This window comes from Dickeya sp. ws52, assembly GCF_007210685.1.
In the GTDB taxonomy this organism is placed as follows: Bacteria; Pseudomonadota; Gammaproteobacteria; order Enterobacterales; family Enterobacteriaceae; genus Dickeya; species Dickeya chrysanthemi.
The window spans coordinates 34,731-50,420 of record NZ_SZVX01000018.1 but is presented as its reverse complement, the minus strand read 5'-3'; the positions used below and the strand labels follow the sequence as shown (position 1 = coordinate 50,420).

The 15,690-nt window shown below is 57.5% G+C and carries 14 protein-coding genes; 9 read left to right on the top strand and 5 right to left on the bottom strand.

Going from position 1 to position 15,690, the window contains the following annotated elements:
* Positions 1 to 399: 399 nt before the first annotated feature.
* From pptA to FDP13_RS16605, 3 genes are all read right to left on the bottom strand, one after another.
* Positions 400 to 630: a tautomerase PptA gene (gene pptA, locus FDP13_RS16615; protein WP_012769584.1), complete on the bottom strand. Its 231-nt coding sequence runs from the start codon at positions 628 to 630 to the stop codon at positions 400 to 402.
* Between the two features lie 176 nt (positions 631 to 806).
* Positions 807 to 1,901: an ABC transporter ATP-binding protein gene (locus FDP13_RS16610; RefSeq protein ID WP_143839928.1), complete on the bottom strand. Its 1,095-nt coding sequence runs from the start codon at positions 1,899 to 1,901 to the stop codon at positions 807 to 809.
* A 380-nt stretch (positions 1,902 to 2,281) separates the two neighbouring features.
* Positions 2,282 to 3,769, bottom strand: coding sequence for a PLP-dependent aminotransferase family protein (locus tag FDP13_RS16605; RefSeq protein WP_143839927.1), 1,488 nt, complete (start codon positions 3,767 to 3,769; stop codon positions 2,282 to 2,284).
* Positions 3,770 to 3,894: 125 nt separating this feature from the next.
* Between FDP13_RS16605 and FDP13_RS16600 the strand changes: the two genes are divergently transcribed.
* The 5 genes from FDP13_RS16600 to FDP13_RS16580 all read left to right on the top strand — a co-directional run bounded on the left by FDP13_RS16600 (position 3,895) and on the right by FDP13_RS16580 (position 10,151).
* Positions 3,895 to 5,160: a 4-aminobutyrate--2-oxoglutarate transaminase gene (locus FDP13_RS16600; RefSeq protein WP_033575712.1), complete on the top strand. Its 1,266-nt coding sequence runs from the start codon at positions 3,895 to 3,897 to the stop codon at positions 5,158 to 5,160.
* Positions 5,161 to 5,181: 21 nt separating this feature from the next.
* Positions 5,182 to 6,642 carry an NAD-dependent succinate-semialdehyde dehydrogenase gene (locus FDP13_RS16595; protein WP_143839926.1) on the top strand — a complete coding sequence of 487 codons (1,461 nt, stop codon included), beginning with the start codon at positions 5,182 to 5,184 and terminating at the stop codon, positions 6,640 to 6,642.
* A 317-nt stretch (positions 6,643 to 6,959) separates the two neighbouring features.
* The gene (locus FDP13_RS16590; RefSeq protein ID WP_012769589.1) at positions 6,960 to 7,991 is read left to right on the top strand and encodes an ABC transporter substrate-binding protein; all 1,032 of its coding nucleotides are present in this window, start codon (positions 6,960 to 6,962) and stop codon (positions 7,989 to 7,991) included.
* Between the two features lie 36 nt (positions 7,992 to 8,027).
* Positions 8,028 to 9,299, top strand: coding sequence for an ABC transporter permease (locus FDP13_RS16585; protein WP_143839925.1), 1,272 nt, complete (start codon positions 8,028 to 8,030; stop codon positions 9,297 to 9,299).
* Between the two features lie 33 nt (positions 9,300 to 9,332).
* Complete coding sequence (locus FDP13_RS16580; RefSeq protein ID WP_143839948.1) at positions 9,333 to 10,151, top strand: ABC transporter permease; 819 nt, start codon at positions 9,333 to 9,335, stop codon at positions 10,149 to 10,151.
* An 82-nt stretch (positions 10,152 to 10,233) separates the two neighbouring features.
* Here FDP13_RS16580 and FDP13_RS16575 read toward each other — a convergent pair whose 3' ends face one another.
* Positions 10,234 to 11,127 carry a LysR family transcriptional regulator gene (locus FDP13_RS16575; protein WP_143839924.1) on the bottom strand — a complete coding sequence of 298 codons (894 nt, stop codon included), beginning with the start codon at positions 11,125 to 11,127 and terminating at the stop codon, positions 10,234 to 10,236.
* 98 nt (positions 11,128 to 11,225) lie between these two features.
* On the opposite strand from FDP13_RS16575, the gene FDP13_RS16570 reads away from it, so the two are divergent.
* Together FDP13_RS16570 and FDP13_RS16565 are read left to right on the top strand one after the other, a co-directional pair.
* Positions 11,226 to 11,828, top strand: coding sequence for a glutathione S-transferase (locus FDP13_RS16570; protein WP_143839923.1), 603 nt, complete (start codon positions 11,226 to 11,228; stop codon positions 11,826 to 11,828).
* Entirely contained in the window at positions 11,828 to 12,682 is an 855-nt protein-coding gene (locus FDP13_RS16565; RefSeq protein ID WP_143839922.1) for a pyridoxamine 5'-phosphate oxidase family protein, read from the top strand. The genes FDP13_RS16570 and FDP13_RS16565 overlap by 1 nt, the downstream gene beginning before the upstream one ends.
* A gap of 44 nt (positions 12,683 to 12,726) precedes the next feature.
* On the opposite strand, the gene FDP13_RS16560 is transcribed toward FDP13_RS16565, so the two are convergent.
* Entirely contained in the window at positions 12,727 to 13,506 is a 780-nt protein-coding gene (locus tag FDP13_RS16560) for a DeoR/GlpR family DNA-binding transcription regulator (protein WP_033575706.1), read from the bottom strand.
* 114 nt (positions 13,507 to 13,620) lie between these two features.
* On the opposite strand from FDP13_RS16560, the gene hisN reads away from it, so the two are divergent.
* Complete coding sequence (hisN, locus tag FDP13_RS16555; protein WP_012769596.1) at positions 13,621 to 14,412, top strand: histidinol-phosphatase; 792 nt, start codon at positions 13,621 to 13,623, stop codon at positions 14,410 to 14,412.
* An 88-nt stretch (positions 14,413 to 14,500) separates the two neighbouring features.
* Positions 14,501 to 15,679, top strand: coding sequence for an MFS transporter (locus FDP13_RS16550; RefSeq protein ID WP_143839921.1), 1,179 nt, complete (start codon positions 14,501 to 14,503; stop codon positions 15,677 to 15,679).
* Positions 15,680 to 15,690: the final 11 nt, after the last annotated feature.

Below are 15,690 nucleotides of genomic sequence, written 5' to 3'. Positions count from 1 at the left end.
TTTTTCCTGATGCTTGATATGAAGGCCTGGTTAATGCATTGATCTTAAATGATTTAATTTTATCATTTAGTGGTCTTCATGTTGCCAGTAAGTTAATTTAGCATATTTTATGCCAGAGTTGATGGGTGAGTGAAAGAGACTTAATTTCATTACAACATGAGCTATATTCATGTCGGGTAGCCGGTCAGGCCAGGGAGGATTGCAGACGCCCCCAGCCCTACAAGATTCACCGTGAGAATCCATACGGCCAGGAACGGCGGACTACAGGCAGGTCGAGTGTGTTACAAGGCTCGTTATGAGCCTTGTCTTTGACGGGCAACGCAGATGATTCAGGGCACAGCGATCGGTGATCGTAACGCCCGCTCTTTGCTCGCCGATAACGTGACCCGTGCGTTGGCGTTACATCGTATATCCCGGCTTTTTGGTGAGGTTATCCAGTTCCGGACCGATCTCGATATCGTAAACCGCTTCTTTCCAGCGATCTGGCGTGACTTCGGTTAAGGCAACCGAGATAGACTTGTCTTCCGCGTTTAGGTGCTTCTTGAGTAACTCGCTGATATCGTTTGCTAAATCTTGTTTGACGTTTTCCGGCAGGTTGCGGGGAAAGTACTTGATGGCAACGTGTGGCATGGCGAAACGCTCCGTGTGTAAAAGTCGGTATTCGGTGAGGGCGGTTCAGTCAGGCTGAGACGGCAACCGCCGATGGCGTTACCATATTGGCATGGTTTCGGGCAGATCACTATCTGCCCGAATTAACGAAATGACCCGCATTAACGGCGAGAAACCGCCGCGGGTCGGTGGCGTATTTACTGTGTTGCCACGGCATCCAGTGCGCGCAGGTGTTCCGGTTGCCACGATAAATGGATTTCACTGCCGATTTGCCAGCCTGGGTTGACGTCGCTGGCCGGGAGTTTCACCATAAATTGCGGCTGACCGGCCACTTCGGTCATCATGCGCACGTGATCGCCGAGGTAGATAAATTGCTGAATACGCGCACGCACCTGCTGGGCGCCGTCCGGCAGTGCGCCGGCGTTGACCTTTACCCGCTCCGGGCGAATGCACAGATGGATTTTTCTGCCTGGAGAACTGGGGCGTACTTTCAGCGCCTTCAGTTCGGTGCCGTCGTCCAATTGGGCCTGATAATACTCGCCGTCGCTGCCGGACTGCGTACCGAGAAGCGTATTGTTTTCACCGATGAACTGCGCCACGAACGCGTTCTGCGGGCGTTCATAGATGTCGCTGGGGCTGTCCATCTGCTGAATAATACCGTCGTTGAAGACGGCCACCCGGTCCGACATGGTCATGGCTTCGCTCTGATCGTGGGTGACGTACACCACGGTGAGTTCCAATGCCCGGTGCAGTTCCTTGATTTCCAGTTGCATATGTTCGCGTAGCTGTTTATCCAGCGCGCCCAGCGGTTCATCCATCAGCACCAGACGTGGTTCAAATACCAGCGCTCGGGCCAACGCCACACGCTGTTGCTGGCCACCGGACATTTGCGCCGGGTAGCGGTCGGCCAGATTAGTCAGCTTGACGCGGTCAAGCACTCGGTCCACTTTCTCTTTGATGTCGCTGCGGTTCATACGGCGAATGGAGAGTGGAAATGCCAGGTTCTCCGCTACCGTCATGTGCGGGAATAACGCATAGTTCTGAAACACCATGCCGATGCCGCGTTGATGCGGCGGCAGGTTATGCAAAGGGGTATCACGCAGCAGGATTTCACCCTGCGTCGGCGTTTCAAACCCGGCCAGCATCATCAAACTGGTGGTTTTGCCGGAGCCGGACGGGCCCAGCATGGTCAAAAATTCGCCTTCCTGAATATCCAGATTCAGATTCTTAACCACCAGACGGTCGCCATCGTAGGTTTTTTGAATATTTTTGAAGCTGACGTAGGTTTTCATTATTCCCTTCTTTCACGTGTCGTAGCTGGGTGCTGTTGATGACGTATGCATAAGTCATGCCTGATAATTAATTGAGAAGCGATTCTTATTATTTTTGATGTGAAAAATGCGGGGTCGCGCGGTAGGTTTTTTGTTGTTCTGCAAGCGAGTGCGTAGCCGTTAATCGGGAAAATGACAGTGCATGTTGCACAGCCTGAAAACCGATACAGTGAACAGCATACCTGAACGGTGCGGGGCATGGATTTTTATCATTGCATCAAAATGGTGAGGTCGTGTTAAAGAAATGCACTGATGGTGTGCGGTGGGGCGAGGAAAAACCGGCACCGACAGCGCGTCGGTTTAACCGGTTTTTGGCGAGGGGGAGAACGGAAAAGGGTTGGTCAGCCAGGCAGTGTTTCCTGCGTGCGTAAACAGCGAAGAATCACCTCAAATGCCTGTACCATTTCGTCGTCATCCAGGCTGGCGTAACCGAGCAGCAGCCCGCGTTGATGCGTGGGATGCAGATAGTAGCTGGACAGCGCTTTCACCATCACGCCGTGTTGCAGAATTCGTGCGGCCAGGACTACGTCATCGATCAGATCGGGCAGCCGCAGTATCAGGTGCAGGCCGGCGTTACTGTTGTAGCCGAGGTAGTCATCGCCCAGATGTTGCACAATCAATTCACTCAGCAGGGCGCGGCGGCGTGCATACAGCAGGCGCATACGCCGGATGTGGGCGGCGTAGTGGCCTTCGCGGATGAATTGCCCCAGCGTCAGTTGCGTCAGCAGATGACCGCCCCGGTATAGCTCGGCGTGCGCCGTTTTCAGCTCCCGCGCCAGATGCGGCGGCAGCACCATATAACTGACGCGCAGACCCGGGTAGAGGGTTTTGCTGAAGGTGCCGATGTAAATCACCGGCGGTTGAGTCTGTAGCCCCTGTAACGCCGGGATCGGGCTGCCGGAAAAGCGAAACTCGCTGTCGTAATCGTCTTCGATCACCCAACTGCTGTGCTCCTGCGCCAGCGCCAACAGCCGCTGGCGGCGCGCCAGACTCATCACCGCTCCCAGCGGATACTGGTGCGACGGCGTGACGCAAATCAACCTCGGCACCGAATGAGCAGAGACATCGTCCGGCGGTACCATCCCTTGTTCATCCACCGATATCGGCGCGACGCGCAGGCCGTTGATGGTCAGCACGTTGCGCATCCCCCAGTAGCAGGGGTCTTCAATCCATGCCAGATCGCCGAGGTTGCACAGCATTTTGGCCAGCAAATCCATCGCCTGGTGGGTCCCTTCGGTAATCAGTATCTGCTCCGGCGTACAGGTCACCGAGCGCGCCACCCGCAGGTAATCCACCAGTGCCTGTTGCAGCTCCGGACAACCGCCGATCGGCGAGTAGGAGAGCTGTTCCGGTTTCAGGCGGCGGGACAAGCGGGTTTGCAACCGCCGCCATAAGTCATGTGGAAAGCTGGCGATATCAGGGATACCGGGCATAAACGCCCCCCACTGACGCGCCGATGCGCCGGCGTAGCCCAGCAGGTGCATACCACGCCGGGATATCTCCTGCGCGGCCGGACGCAGCGGCGACAGCGTGTCGTCGCGCACATCCGGCGGATGGGTGTCCGGTAACTGTTCGGTGACGTAACTGCCGCTACCGGTGCGGGTTTCGATATAACCTTCCGCCAGCAATTGCTCGAAGGCGGCGATCACGGTATTGCGCGACAGCGATAACTGCTGCGCCAGATCGCGGGAGGAGGGCAAACGCCGTCCCGGCGCAATGTCGCCGGATAAAATAGCCAGGCGGATTGTATCGTACAGCCGCTTGTTGAGGGTGCCTTCCTGCTGGCGTTCCAACCCTGCAAGCAGTAAATCGGTCAGTAGTGAGCGCAAAGTGGATCCTTCAAATATTAAAAACTGGCTCTGGATTATAGGGCCATACAGGGGATAAATAGCAACATCAGCACGTTAATCGTCAACCCTTGTTGGGTGGTGTGTTTATCGAATCGGAGCGGAAAATGAGTAACAGCGAATTGAATCAACGTCGTTTGGCCGCCACGCCGCGTGGTGTGGGCGTCATGTGTGATTTTTTTGCCGATAAGGCGGAGAACGCCACCCTGTGGGATGTCGAAGGGCGCGAGTATACCGATTTTGCCGCCGGGATTGCGGTGCTGAACACCGGCCACCGTCACCCGAAATTGCTGGCGGCGGTGCGTGAACAACTGGAGAAATTCACGCACACGGCGTATCAAATCGTCCCGTACGGCAGTTATGTGACGCTGGCGGAGCGCCTGAATGCGCTGGCGCCAATCGCCGGTCCGGCTAAGACGGCTTTCTTCACCACCGGGGCGGAAGCGGTTGAAAATGCGGTGAAAATCGCCCGTGCCTATACCAAACGCCCAGGCGTGATCGCCTTTGGTTCCGCGTTCCACGGCCGCACGCTGTTAACGCTGACGCTGACCGGTAAAGTGGCGCCGTATTCCAACGGTTTCGGCCCGTTCCCCGGCTCCATTTTCCATGCACTGTACCCGAATGCCCAGCACGGCATTACCGTCGAGCAGTCGCTGGAAAGCATTGATCGCCTGCTGCATACCGATATCGCTGCCGATCAGGTCGCGGCCATTCTTCTGGAGCCGATTCAGGGCGAAGGCGGCTTCAATGTCGCGCCGCCGGAATTTATCAGTGGAGTACGCCAGTTGTGTGACAAATACGGCATGTTGTTGATCGCCGATGAAGTGCAAACCGGTTTTGCCCGTACCGGTAAAGTGTTTGCGATGGAGTATTACGACGATAAAGCGGATCTGATCACCATGGCGAAGAGCCTGGGCGGCGGTTTCCCGATTTCCGGCGTGGTCGGCCGCGCCGAGGTGATGGATGCGCCAGGCCCCGGCGGACTGGGCGGCACCTATGCCGGTAACCCGCTGGCGGTGGCGTCGGCGCTGGCGGTGCTGGATGTGATCGAAGAAGAGCAGCTGTGCCTGCGCGCCCAGCGTCTTGGCGCTACACTGGTGGAAACGCTGGAGCAGGCAAAAGCCACGAATCCGGCGATCGTGGATATCCGTGCCCGCGGCTCGATGGTGGCGGTGGAATTCAATGACCCGCAGACCGGCAAACCGAGTGCGGATATCACCAAAAAATACCAGCAGGCGGCGCTGGAACAAGGGCTGCTGCTGTTGACCTGCGGTACATATGGCAACGTGATCCGTTTTCTGTATCCGTTGACCATTCCCGATGCCCAGTTCAGCAAGGCATTGTCGATCCTGTCCCAGGTTCTGGCGAAGTGAAGTGTGAGCAAAAGGGTAGTTATGCAACTGAAAAATAAAACGTTATTTCGTCAGCAATGTCTGATTGGCGGCGAATGGCAGGATAGCCGTAACGGGGCGCGTCTGAGCGTGACCAACCCGGCGACCGGCGCTGAGCTGGGTAGCATTCCGCTGGCGACGGCGCAGCAGACTCAGCAGGCGATGACCGAGGCCGAGCAGGCGCTGACGGCGTGGCGTCAGCGCACCGGTAAAGAGCGTGCCGCGCTGATGCAGGCGTGGGCGCAACTGATTCGCGCGAATCAGGACGACCTGGCGGCGATTCTGACCGCCGAGCAAGGCAAATCGCTGGCGGAAGCCAGCGGTGAAATCACCTACGCCACGTCGTTTATCGACTGGTTTGCCGAAGAGGCTAAGCGGGTGGAAGGCAGCGTGCTGCAATCACCGCAGGCCAGCCAGCGTTTGCTGGTGATCAAACAGGGCATCGGCGTGTGCGCCGCCATCACGCCGTGGAACTTCCCGGCGGCGATGATTACCCGCAAAGCGGCGCCGGCGCTGGCGGCCGGCTGCACCATGATCGTCAAGCCCGCCGAACAGACGCCGTTTACTGCACTGGCGCTGGCGGAACTGGCGCAACAGGCCGGCATTCCCGCCGGTGTGTTGCAGGTGGTGACCGGCGACGCGCCGGCGGTCGGGAAAGTGCTGTGCGACAGCCCGGTGGTACGCAAGCTGAGCTTTACCGGTTCTACCGAAGTCGGCCGCCTTCTGATGGCGCAATGTGCGCCGACGGTGAAAAAACTGTCGCTGGAGCTGGGGGGTAACGCGCCGTTTATCGTGTTCGACGATGCCGATCTGGAACTGGCAATCAAGGGGATTTTGGCGTCCAAGTTCCGCAACAGCGGGCAAACCTGCGTCTGTGCCAACCGTATTTACGTTCAGCGCGGCATCTACCCGGCGCTGGCGGCCCGGCTGGTGGAAGAGGTGGAAAAGCTGAAAGTGGGCGATGGCACGCAACCCGGCGTGATGCAAGGCCCGCTGATTGACGAAGAGGCGGTTGCCAAAGTCGAACTGCATATTGGCGATGCACTGTCGAAAGGGGCGGAACTGCTGACCGGCGGCTCGCGCCATGCACTCGGCGGCACCTTCTTCACGCCGACGGTGGTAGGCGGCGTAACGCGTGAGATGAGGTTTGCCCGCGAAGAGACATTTGGCCCGGTGGCGCCGTTGTTCCCGTTTGATGATGAAGCGCAAGCGGTGGCGATGGCCAACGATACCGAATTCGGCCTGGCGGCTTATGTCTATACCCGAGACGCTATCCGCCAGTGGCGGGTGCCGGAAGCGCTGGAATACGGCATGGTGGGGATCAATACCGGCCTTATTTCCAACGAAGTGGCCCCCTTCGGCGGGGTAAAACAGTCAGGACTGGGACGCGAAGGCTCACGCTTTGGCATTGAGGAGTATCTGGAGATGAAATATCTCTGTGTGGATCTCACCCCTTCCGCCTGACGCAATGAGCAGGGATGCTCATTGCCAGATACTTTCGAGCCAATATGGTGCAGCCGCCTTCTCAGGCTGCACCACAACAAGGCGAATTAAACGCCGATTGTCGTAGTAAAACACCCGTCACGCGATGACAACAATAGTATCAGCACTGTGCATATTGCACAGTGCTGTTGATCCACGGCTCCCTCTGGCGGTTTTCGATCCGGACGAGAGAAACTGGCATGAAAACTGCTTTATATCATGATGCCTATGCATCAAAAAAATTTAAGGGTTTTTGCCCTTGCGGGCATACGTTGACTACTCTCTTCAGGAGCCAGACCATGTTGAAAAAATTTGCATTATCCGCGCTGCTCGTCGCCATGGCTTCCCAAAGCTGGGCTGAAAACCTGACCGTGATTTCCTTTGGCGGTACGAATAAGGACGCGCAGGATAAAGCGTTTTACAAGCCGTTCCAGGCGGCGGGTAAAGGCGTTATCGAAGCTGGTGAATACAATGGTGAAATGGCTCGTATCCGCGCCATGGTGCAGACCGGGCAAGTCGGTTGGGACGTAGTGGAAGTGGAAGGCCCGGAACTGCTGCGCGGTTGTAACGAAGGGCTGTTTGAACCGTTGGACTGGCAAAAACTGGGCAATCCGGCTGATTTCGTTAAAGGGTCCGTCTCTGAATGCGGCGCCGGGATTTTCGTCTGGTCTACCGTATTGACCTACAACGCCAACAAACTGCAACAGGCACCCAAAAGCTGGGCCGACTTCTGGGACGTGAAAAATTTCCCCGGCAAACGTGCGTTGCGCAAGAGCGCCAAATTTACGCTGGAAATCGCCTTGCTGGCGGACGGCGTGAAACGTGAAGAGGTTTACAACGTATTGGCGACTCCGGCCGGCGTCGATCGGGCGTTCAAGAAGCTCGATCAGATCAAATCCAACATTCAGTGGTGGGAATCCGGCGCGCAGCCGTTGCAGTGGCTGGTGGCGGGCGATGTGGTGATGACCTCTGCCTACAACGGCCGTGTGGCGGTGGCGCAGAAAGAGAAACCGGGCATCAATATCGTCTGGAAAGACGGCCTGTACGATCTGGATAGCTGGGCGATTGTCAAAGGGACTAAACATAAAGCGGCGGCTGAACAGTTCATCGCGTTCGCCAACCAGCCGGAAAATCAGAAAGTGTTCGCCGAGAACATCGCTTATGGCCCGACCAACAGCAAAACCACCGCGTTACTGAGCCCGGCTATCAGCAATAACCTGCCGACCGCGCCGGATAACCTGGCTCAGTCCGTACAGGTGGATACCGAGTTCTGGATCGACCACGGCGAAGAACTGGAACAACGCTTCAACGCCTGGGCCGCCCAGAAGTAATCCTGAACCGGTATTGATCACAAGGAGAGAGCGCTTATGTCCCAGAGCGAGATGTTGAAGGCTGAACCGCCGGGTGGCGACGAGGAAAACCGCAGCAGTCTGAAACAGCAGTTGCGGCAGGCGCAGGCCCGCTATAAGAAACGGTCGCTGTTGCTGATAGCCCCGTTATTCCTGTTCATTCTGGTCAGTTTTCTGTTCCCGATACTGTCGATTCTGGGCAAAAGCGTGTCCAACCCGGACTTGCGCGTCAGTATGCCGAATACGATTGAGGCGATGCGGCAATGGTCCGGTAAAGATGTGCCTGATGAGACGGTGTTTCGGGCGCTGGTGAGCGATTTGCGTAATGCCCGCAGTACCGGGCAGGTCGCCACGATTACCAAACGGCTGGGGTATGAGGAGGGTCAATACCGCACGTTGATCACCCGCACCCTGCGCAAACTGCCGTCGGATGAACAACCGGGGCTACGTGAACAACTGATCGCCGATCAGCCGCTGTGGGGGGATCTGACGACCTGGAAAACCCTCGATCGTGCATCACGGCCGTTTACCGGCTATTACCTGCTGGCGGTGTTTGACCACAAGGTCGATCCGCAGACCGACCAGGTGGTGGCGCAACCGGCGGACCAGGCGCTGTATGTGGATGTGCTGATACGCACATTGCTGATGGCGGGAGTGGTGACGCTGCTGTGCGTAGGATTGGGCTATCCGCTGGCTTACTGGCTGGCGAAGCAGCCGGATAATCGCGCCAATTTGTTGATGATTCTGGTGTTGTTGCCGTTCTGGACATCGTTGATTGTGCGTACCGCCAGTTGGATCGTGTTGTTGCAATCCGGCGGGTTGATCAACCGTTCGCTGATAGGAATGGGCATCATTGATGAACCGCTGGTGCTGGTGTTTAACCGTATCGGCGTCTACATCTCCATGACGCACATCCTGTTGCCTTTCTTTGTGCTGCCGCTGTACGCGGTGATGAAAGGTATTTCGCCTAACTATGTGCGAGCGGCGATTTCGCTGGGCGCGCATCCGTTTCTGGCGTTCTGGCGGGTGTACGTGCCGCAAACCTACGCCGGGGTGACCGCCGGCGCGTTGCTGGTATTTATGATGGCGATTGGCTACTACATTACGCCGGCGTTGTTGGGCGGGCCGGGCGACCAGATGCTCAGTTACTTTGTGGCGTTCTTTACCAACACCACCATGAACTGGGGGATGGCCGCGGCGCTGGGTACTCAATTGCTGGTGATCGTCGTCCTGCTGTATGTGGTGTATATCCGTGTCACCCGCACCGACGCCGAAGCAGCGGCGCGTTGACGGAAGGAGCAAATGATGAAACCGATGAAGGAAATGAGACAGCAGGGATCGCAACTGCTGCGGGTGTGGAATGGCTTCTTCAATTTTTATGGCGCGGCGATGTTGCTGTTTCTGATAGTGCCGGTGTTGGTGATTGTGCCGTTGTCGTTCAATGCCAGCTCGTTCCTCAGCTACCCGCTGGCCGGTTTTTCCCTGCGCTGGTATCGGGAATTTTTCCATTCCAGCGAGTGGCTGAGTGCACTCGGCAACAGCCTGTTGATTGCGCCGCTGGCGACGGTACTGGCGACGGTACTGGGCGTGCTGGCTTCCGTCGGGCTGGTACGCGGTGAGTTTCGCGGCAAATCGCTGGTGATGGCGGTGTTGATTTCGCCGATGATCGCGCCGGTGGTGATTGTGGCGGTCGGGATGTTCTTCTTTTTCGCCAAGTTATCGCTGTTGAACAGTTACATCGGGCTGGTGCTGGCCCATGCGGTGCTGGGCGTGCCGTTTGTGGTGATTACCGTCACCGCGGTGCTGAAGAATTACGATCAGAACCTGACCCGCGCCGCCGCCAGTCTGGGCGCGCCGCCGCTGCTGGCGTTTCGTAAGGTGACGTTGCCGTTGATCGCCCCCGGCGTATTCTCCGGCGCGCTGTTTGCCTTCGCTACCTCGTTTGATGAAGTGATCGTCACGCTGTTTCTCGCCAGCCCGCGCCAGCGCACGCTGCCGTTACAGATGTTCGCCGGGATCCGCGAAAACCTCGATCCGACCATCGCCGCCGCGGCGACCATGATGGTGGCTGCCGCGCTGGTGTTGCTGGTGGTGATGGAAGTCCTGCGTCGCCGTTCGGAGAAATTGCGCGGCGGGCATTGATTCCGATAGTGGATAAGCGCCATTGCTAACTATGGGGATATGACCTCTACTGCGATGATGGCTGCGGTACTCGCCGTAGCCATCATCTACTTTCCTGTAATCTTTCCTGTAACCGCTCGCAGGCAAACTCCCAGAACGCTCTCACCCGGCGAGGCATCAGTTCCCGATGCGGCGCAACCAATTGTACCGGAAGGGGAGCCGGTTCCCATTCCGGCAGCAGATGAACCAGCGAGCCATGACGAAAATCGTCCTCCAACTGATAACTGAGCAAGCGAACGATGCCATAACCCGCGCGGGCCGCTACGCACTGTGCTTCTACGTCATTGGTGATCAACCGTGGGGAGATAGGGACTTTGACCATCGTCCCATGTGTGTCAAAACGCCACTCCACTACTGGCAGCAGCGCTCCGGCGATCACATCATGATGAGCCAGATCGCCCGGTTGTACGGGTGTCCCCCGTGCTGCAAGATAAGTTGGGCTGGCTGCCAGCATACGGCTAACACTGCCGACCTGGCGGGCCACCATTGATGAGTCTTTCAGGTCGCCAATACGTACCGCCATATCCAGACCTTGCTCGATCAGGTCCTGATTATGGTCGTTGAGCAGCAGTTCTATCTGAATATCCGGGTGCTGTGACAGAAACGCCATCACCAATGGTGTGACATGACGACGGCCGAACTGTACCGGTGCGGTCAGACGTAACATACCGCGAATTTGACTCTCAGTAGACTCTTGTACCGCATCCTGATAATCCGCCAGCAGCATTCGGGCGCGTTCTGCCAACCGTAGACCTGCTGGGGTTGGGGCGATTTTGCGGGTGGTGCGTTCCAGTAAGCGAGTACCCAGTCGCTTCTCCAGCGCCGCAACGGCACGGGTGACGGCAGGGGCCGAGCGGCGTAACTGACGTGCAGCGGCACTCAGATTGCCCTGACTGACCACGGTAGTAAAAATAAGCAGCTCATCAAGACGGTCCATTATTATTCCATAAAGTGAAATTATCTATTTCATTTAGCAGGGATTCACATTACTCCAGGAAAAAGTAGTCTGGCAACAGAACTTCACAGGAGAAAAACATGTCCCGTTATTTGTATGCTACGCCGTTGTCTGGTCACTGCCACCGTGTGTGTCTGCTGCTGAACATGCTGGGGTTGCCTTATGAGGTCATTCCTGCGCCTGCTGACGTGCGAACCCGCGCTGAATTCAAACGTCTTAGTCCATTCGGCCAGATTCCCGTATTGGTCGATGGTGAGGTCACGCTGGCCGACAGCGCCGGCATTATGGTGTATCTGGTCAAACGCTATGCGCCGGGTAGCCACTGGTTGCCGGATGATCCGCAGACTGCCGCGCAAATTGTCCAGTGGCTGGGCAAAGCTGCTGGGGAGATTCGTTATGGTGTGGCATCGGCGCGGTTGATCCGGCTGTTCGGTGTTGATGAAGACTATGATTCCGCTGTGCGTGTAGCGCAGCGTTTCCTGCCTCAGTTAGATGCCCACTTGCAGGTGCGCGACTGGCTGGTGAGTGAGCAGCCGACTATCGCCGACCTGGCTTGCTATGCTTATGTGGCGGCGGCACCGCAAGGCGGCATCACATTGGAGTCTTGGCCGTCAATCAGGAATTGGCTGGCGCGCGTGGCGGCGTTACCCGGCTTTGAACCGTTGCCGGAAGCGGGCGCGTAATGATGAGCTTCCACCCTGATGAACGTCGTGCGCAACAGCGTGCGGGTTTTTCCGTCTCTTCGGCCGCGATTCGTGATGCGATGCCGATACAGCATCAACAATTTTTCGCTGGGTTACGGTTGTTTTTTATTGCTACACGCGGTCAGGATGGGTGGCCGGTAGCAACGGTCTTATCGGGTGCACCTGGTTTTTTATCAACGCCGGATGCGCGCCAGTTGCTTATTGGATCCATGCCGACCGAGTCAGATCCGCTGACGAGCGCGCTGTATGTCGGCGGTTTGATAGGCGGTTTGGGGATCGATTTCATGACCCGCCGTCGAAATCGGGTGAACGGCGTCATTGACGCGCTGGACGCAAAAGGGATCAGACTGGCGGTGCGAGAGAGCTTTGGCAACTGCCCGCAGTATATCCGGCAGCGATGTCTGATGCCGCGGGTTGGCACCGAGACGATTTGTCAGGTGCATGATGGTGTTGACGATGATGTCAGGAGGATATTACACCGTGCTGATACCGCATTTGTCGCCAGCTACGGCTGGAATGGCATGGATATTTCTCATCGTGGGGGGCCAACCGGGTTTATCCGTTATCGGGATGGACGACTGTGGATACCTGATTTTCGCGGCAACCGTTATATGAACACACTGGGTAACCTGTTGGCTGAACCTCGCGCCGCACTATTGATCCTGGATTGGGTGAGTGGTGATCTGTTGCAGATTCAGGGTGAGGCTGCCATTCATTGGGAACAGCATGATGAAGCTAACGGCGTGGTAAGCGCTGAGCGCTACTGGTCGTTGCGCCCTTATCGTGTATGGCGGCTGGGGCCGTTGCTGTCAGTGTGTGGCCCCGGTGGCTAAACGAGAAGTCAGTGAGAAGGTCGTCGTGTCAGGTTGCGCCTGTCTTACGGCGTGCCGGCAAAACGTATAGTCATTTTTTTGTCGATAAACGGGGCGAGCTTATCCGGTGAAATCGTTGCTTCCACCACCAGAGTGGTGATGTCGTCACAAGGAATGACATGATAGCGGGCGATGGCCGGGAGTTTGTCCGACGTCATCGCCACCACGATCTCACTGCTGTTGCGCGCCGCCACCCGCTTGAATTCCGCGTCTTCGTAGTCAAATACCGTCAGCCCTTCCGTGGCATCCAGCGCGCAGCCGCCCAGAAAGCAGAGATCGAAATAGATGCTCTCCAGCTGTTTCTGCGGCGTGATACCGAGCGCGCCGCCGGTGCGCGATTGAACCCGCCCGCCGAGCATGATCACCTCCGCCTGGGAGGATTTCATCATTTCCAGCGCGATAGCGGGGGAGTTGGTCACCACGGTCACGGATAGTGAGGTCGGAATCGCCCGGGCGATAGCCAGATTGGTGGAGCCGGAATCGATAAAGATGCACTGACCCGCCTGAACCAGCGCCGCGCAGGCTTGACCCAGCCTATCTTTGGTTTCGCTGTCGGCCGAGGCTCGGGCGATGAAATGAACATCCGCCGGCGCCAGACTGACCGCACCGCCATATACCCGTTTACAGACGCCTTCGCGTGCCAGTTCCTGTAGATCTCGCCGTATGGTGTGTTCCGACACCGCCAACTCCTGCGACAGCAGCGTGCAGACCACCCGACCGTCTTTATGCAACCGCTCCCGGATCAGGGATTGTCGCTGCTCAGGAAAAGATGCATAATCGAGCATAACCAAGCCTTATTGAAAAAGTTAATCGAGCACAACGAGCAAAATTAATCATTGAGGCTGAGGTTTGTCAATCTAATATTGGTGATGCGCAGCCTATCGCACGAGGTGAGTACCATGAATCAGTCACTGCCGGATATCGCTTTTTTTCATACATTGGCCGACGCCGCCAGTCAGCAAACCCTGCCGCGTTTTCGTTCACATCAAAATCTGCATGTCGGCAGTAAGCCCAAAGAGGGATTTCGTTTCGATCCGGTGACGGATGCGGACCGGGAAGCCGAGCGGGTGATTCGGGCGTTGATTACCGAACGTTACCCGCAACACGCGATTCTGGGGGAGGAGTTCGGCGCAAGCGGCAGCGGGGATATCCAGTGGATTCTTGACCCGGTCGACGGCACCCGACCGTTTTTATGCGGGTTGCCGGTATGGGGCACGTTGATCGGGCTGTTGCATCAGGGGCGCGCGGTGATGGGCATGATGAGCCAGCCGTTCACCGGTGAGGCATTTTGGGCGGATGGACGACATGCCTGGTATCGCGGCCCTCAGGGGGAAAGCCGCATCGAGACCCGCAAAAATGTGCCGCTTGAGCAGGCCATTTTGCATACCACCTCACCGGAGCCGATTGCACGCTATCCGCAGGTACGCTTTCAGGATCTCGCCGCACGTACGCTGATGACGCGCTACGGCGGTGAATGCTACGCAATGGCGATGCTGGCCGCCGGACACATCGATATCTGCCTGGAATATTCGCTGCAACCTTATGACATTGCGGCTTTTATTCCGATCGTCGAGCAGGCAGGCGGCGTGGTGAGCACATTGCAAGGCGGCCGGGCGGAAGCGGGCGGGCAAATTCTGGCGACGGGGTGCCCGCATTTGCATCAAGAGGTATTGCGGGTTCTTAACGGGTAACCCCATCGATAGCTTAACGGATCGTTGATGTGCGGCGCGCACCGCTGTGGTTATTGACCTATTCCTTTCACACGAGATCGTATCGTTTATGCAACAGTTGACGGATTCACAGTACAAAACCCCTTTATCAGCGCTTGAGGTGGGCGAGCCGGGACGGCGCGAACAACGCGCGACGCGCGTGATGTTTTTTCTGGCCGGGTTCGCTACCGCCGTGTGGGCGGCGCTGGTGCCCTTCGCCAGGCTAAATACCGGTGTTGATGACGGCACGCTTGGCCTGTTGTTGCTGTGTCTGGGTGGTGGTGCGCTGGTGGCGATGCCGCTCACCGGCGTGTTGACCACCCGCTTTGGCTGCCGCAAGGTGATCGCGCTGGCGATACTGCTATTCAGCCTGATACTGCCGTGGCTGGCGGTGATCCCGAATACGGCGTTGCTGGCGCTCGCATTGCTGATGTTTGGTATCGGGGTCGGCACGACCGACTGTGCCATGAACGTGCAGGCGATTCTGGTGGAAAAGGCGGCGGGCAAAGCCATGATGTCGGGATTTCACGGATTTTACAGCATCGGGGGCATCATCGGCGCCGGGGCGATGAGCGGGATGATGTCGCTGGGGTTATCGCCGTTGGCCGCCTGCCTGCTGAGCGTCATCACTGTCATGGTGTTGCTGCTGACGCACCTGTCTGGCCTGCTGACGTATGCCAATCCATCGGAAGGCGCGGCGTTTGCTATTCCTCGCGGCGCGGTGCTGATGTTGGGCCTGATCTGTTTTGCCGTATTTTTGGCGGAAGGCGCGGTACTGGACTGGAGCGCCGTGTTCCTGATCGAACACCGTGGCATGGCGGAGGCACAAGGCGCGCTCGGTTTTGCGTGTTTTGCCGCCGCCATGACGCTCGGCCGCCTGACCGGGGACCGGGTGGTGACAACATTGGGATCCCAACCGGTGGTGATGCTGGGCGCCGGGCTGGCCGTCGCGGGGTTGATACTGGTGGTATGGGTGCCGTATTGGTCGGCCGCGTTGCTCGGTTATGCACTGATCGGGCTGGGGTGCTCCAATATCGTGCCTATCATGTTCTCCGCCATCGGCCGCCAGACCAGCATGTCGCAAGCCGCTGCCGTGCCGGCGGTAACGACGCTGGGTTACCTCGGGATACTCGCCGGGCCGGCCAGTATCGGATTTATTGCGCAGCACAGTAGCCTGTCGAGTGCGTTTTTAGTGGTCGCGGCGTTGTTGACACTGGTTGGCCTGAGTGCGAAAGCGGTGAAGGTATAAGGAGAGCGCAT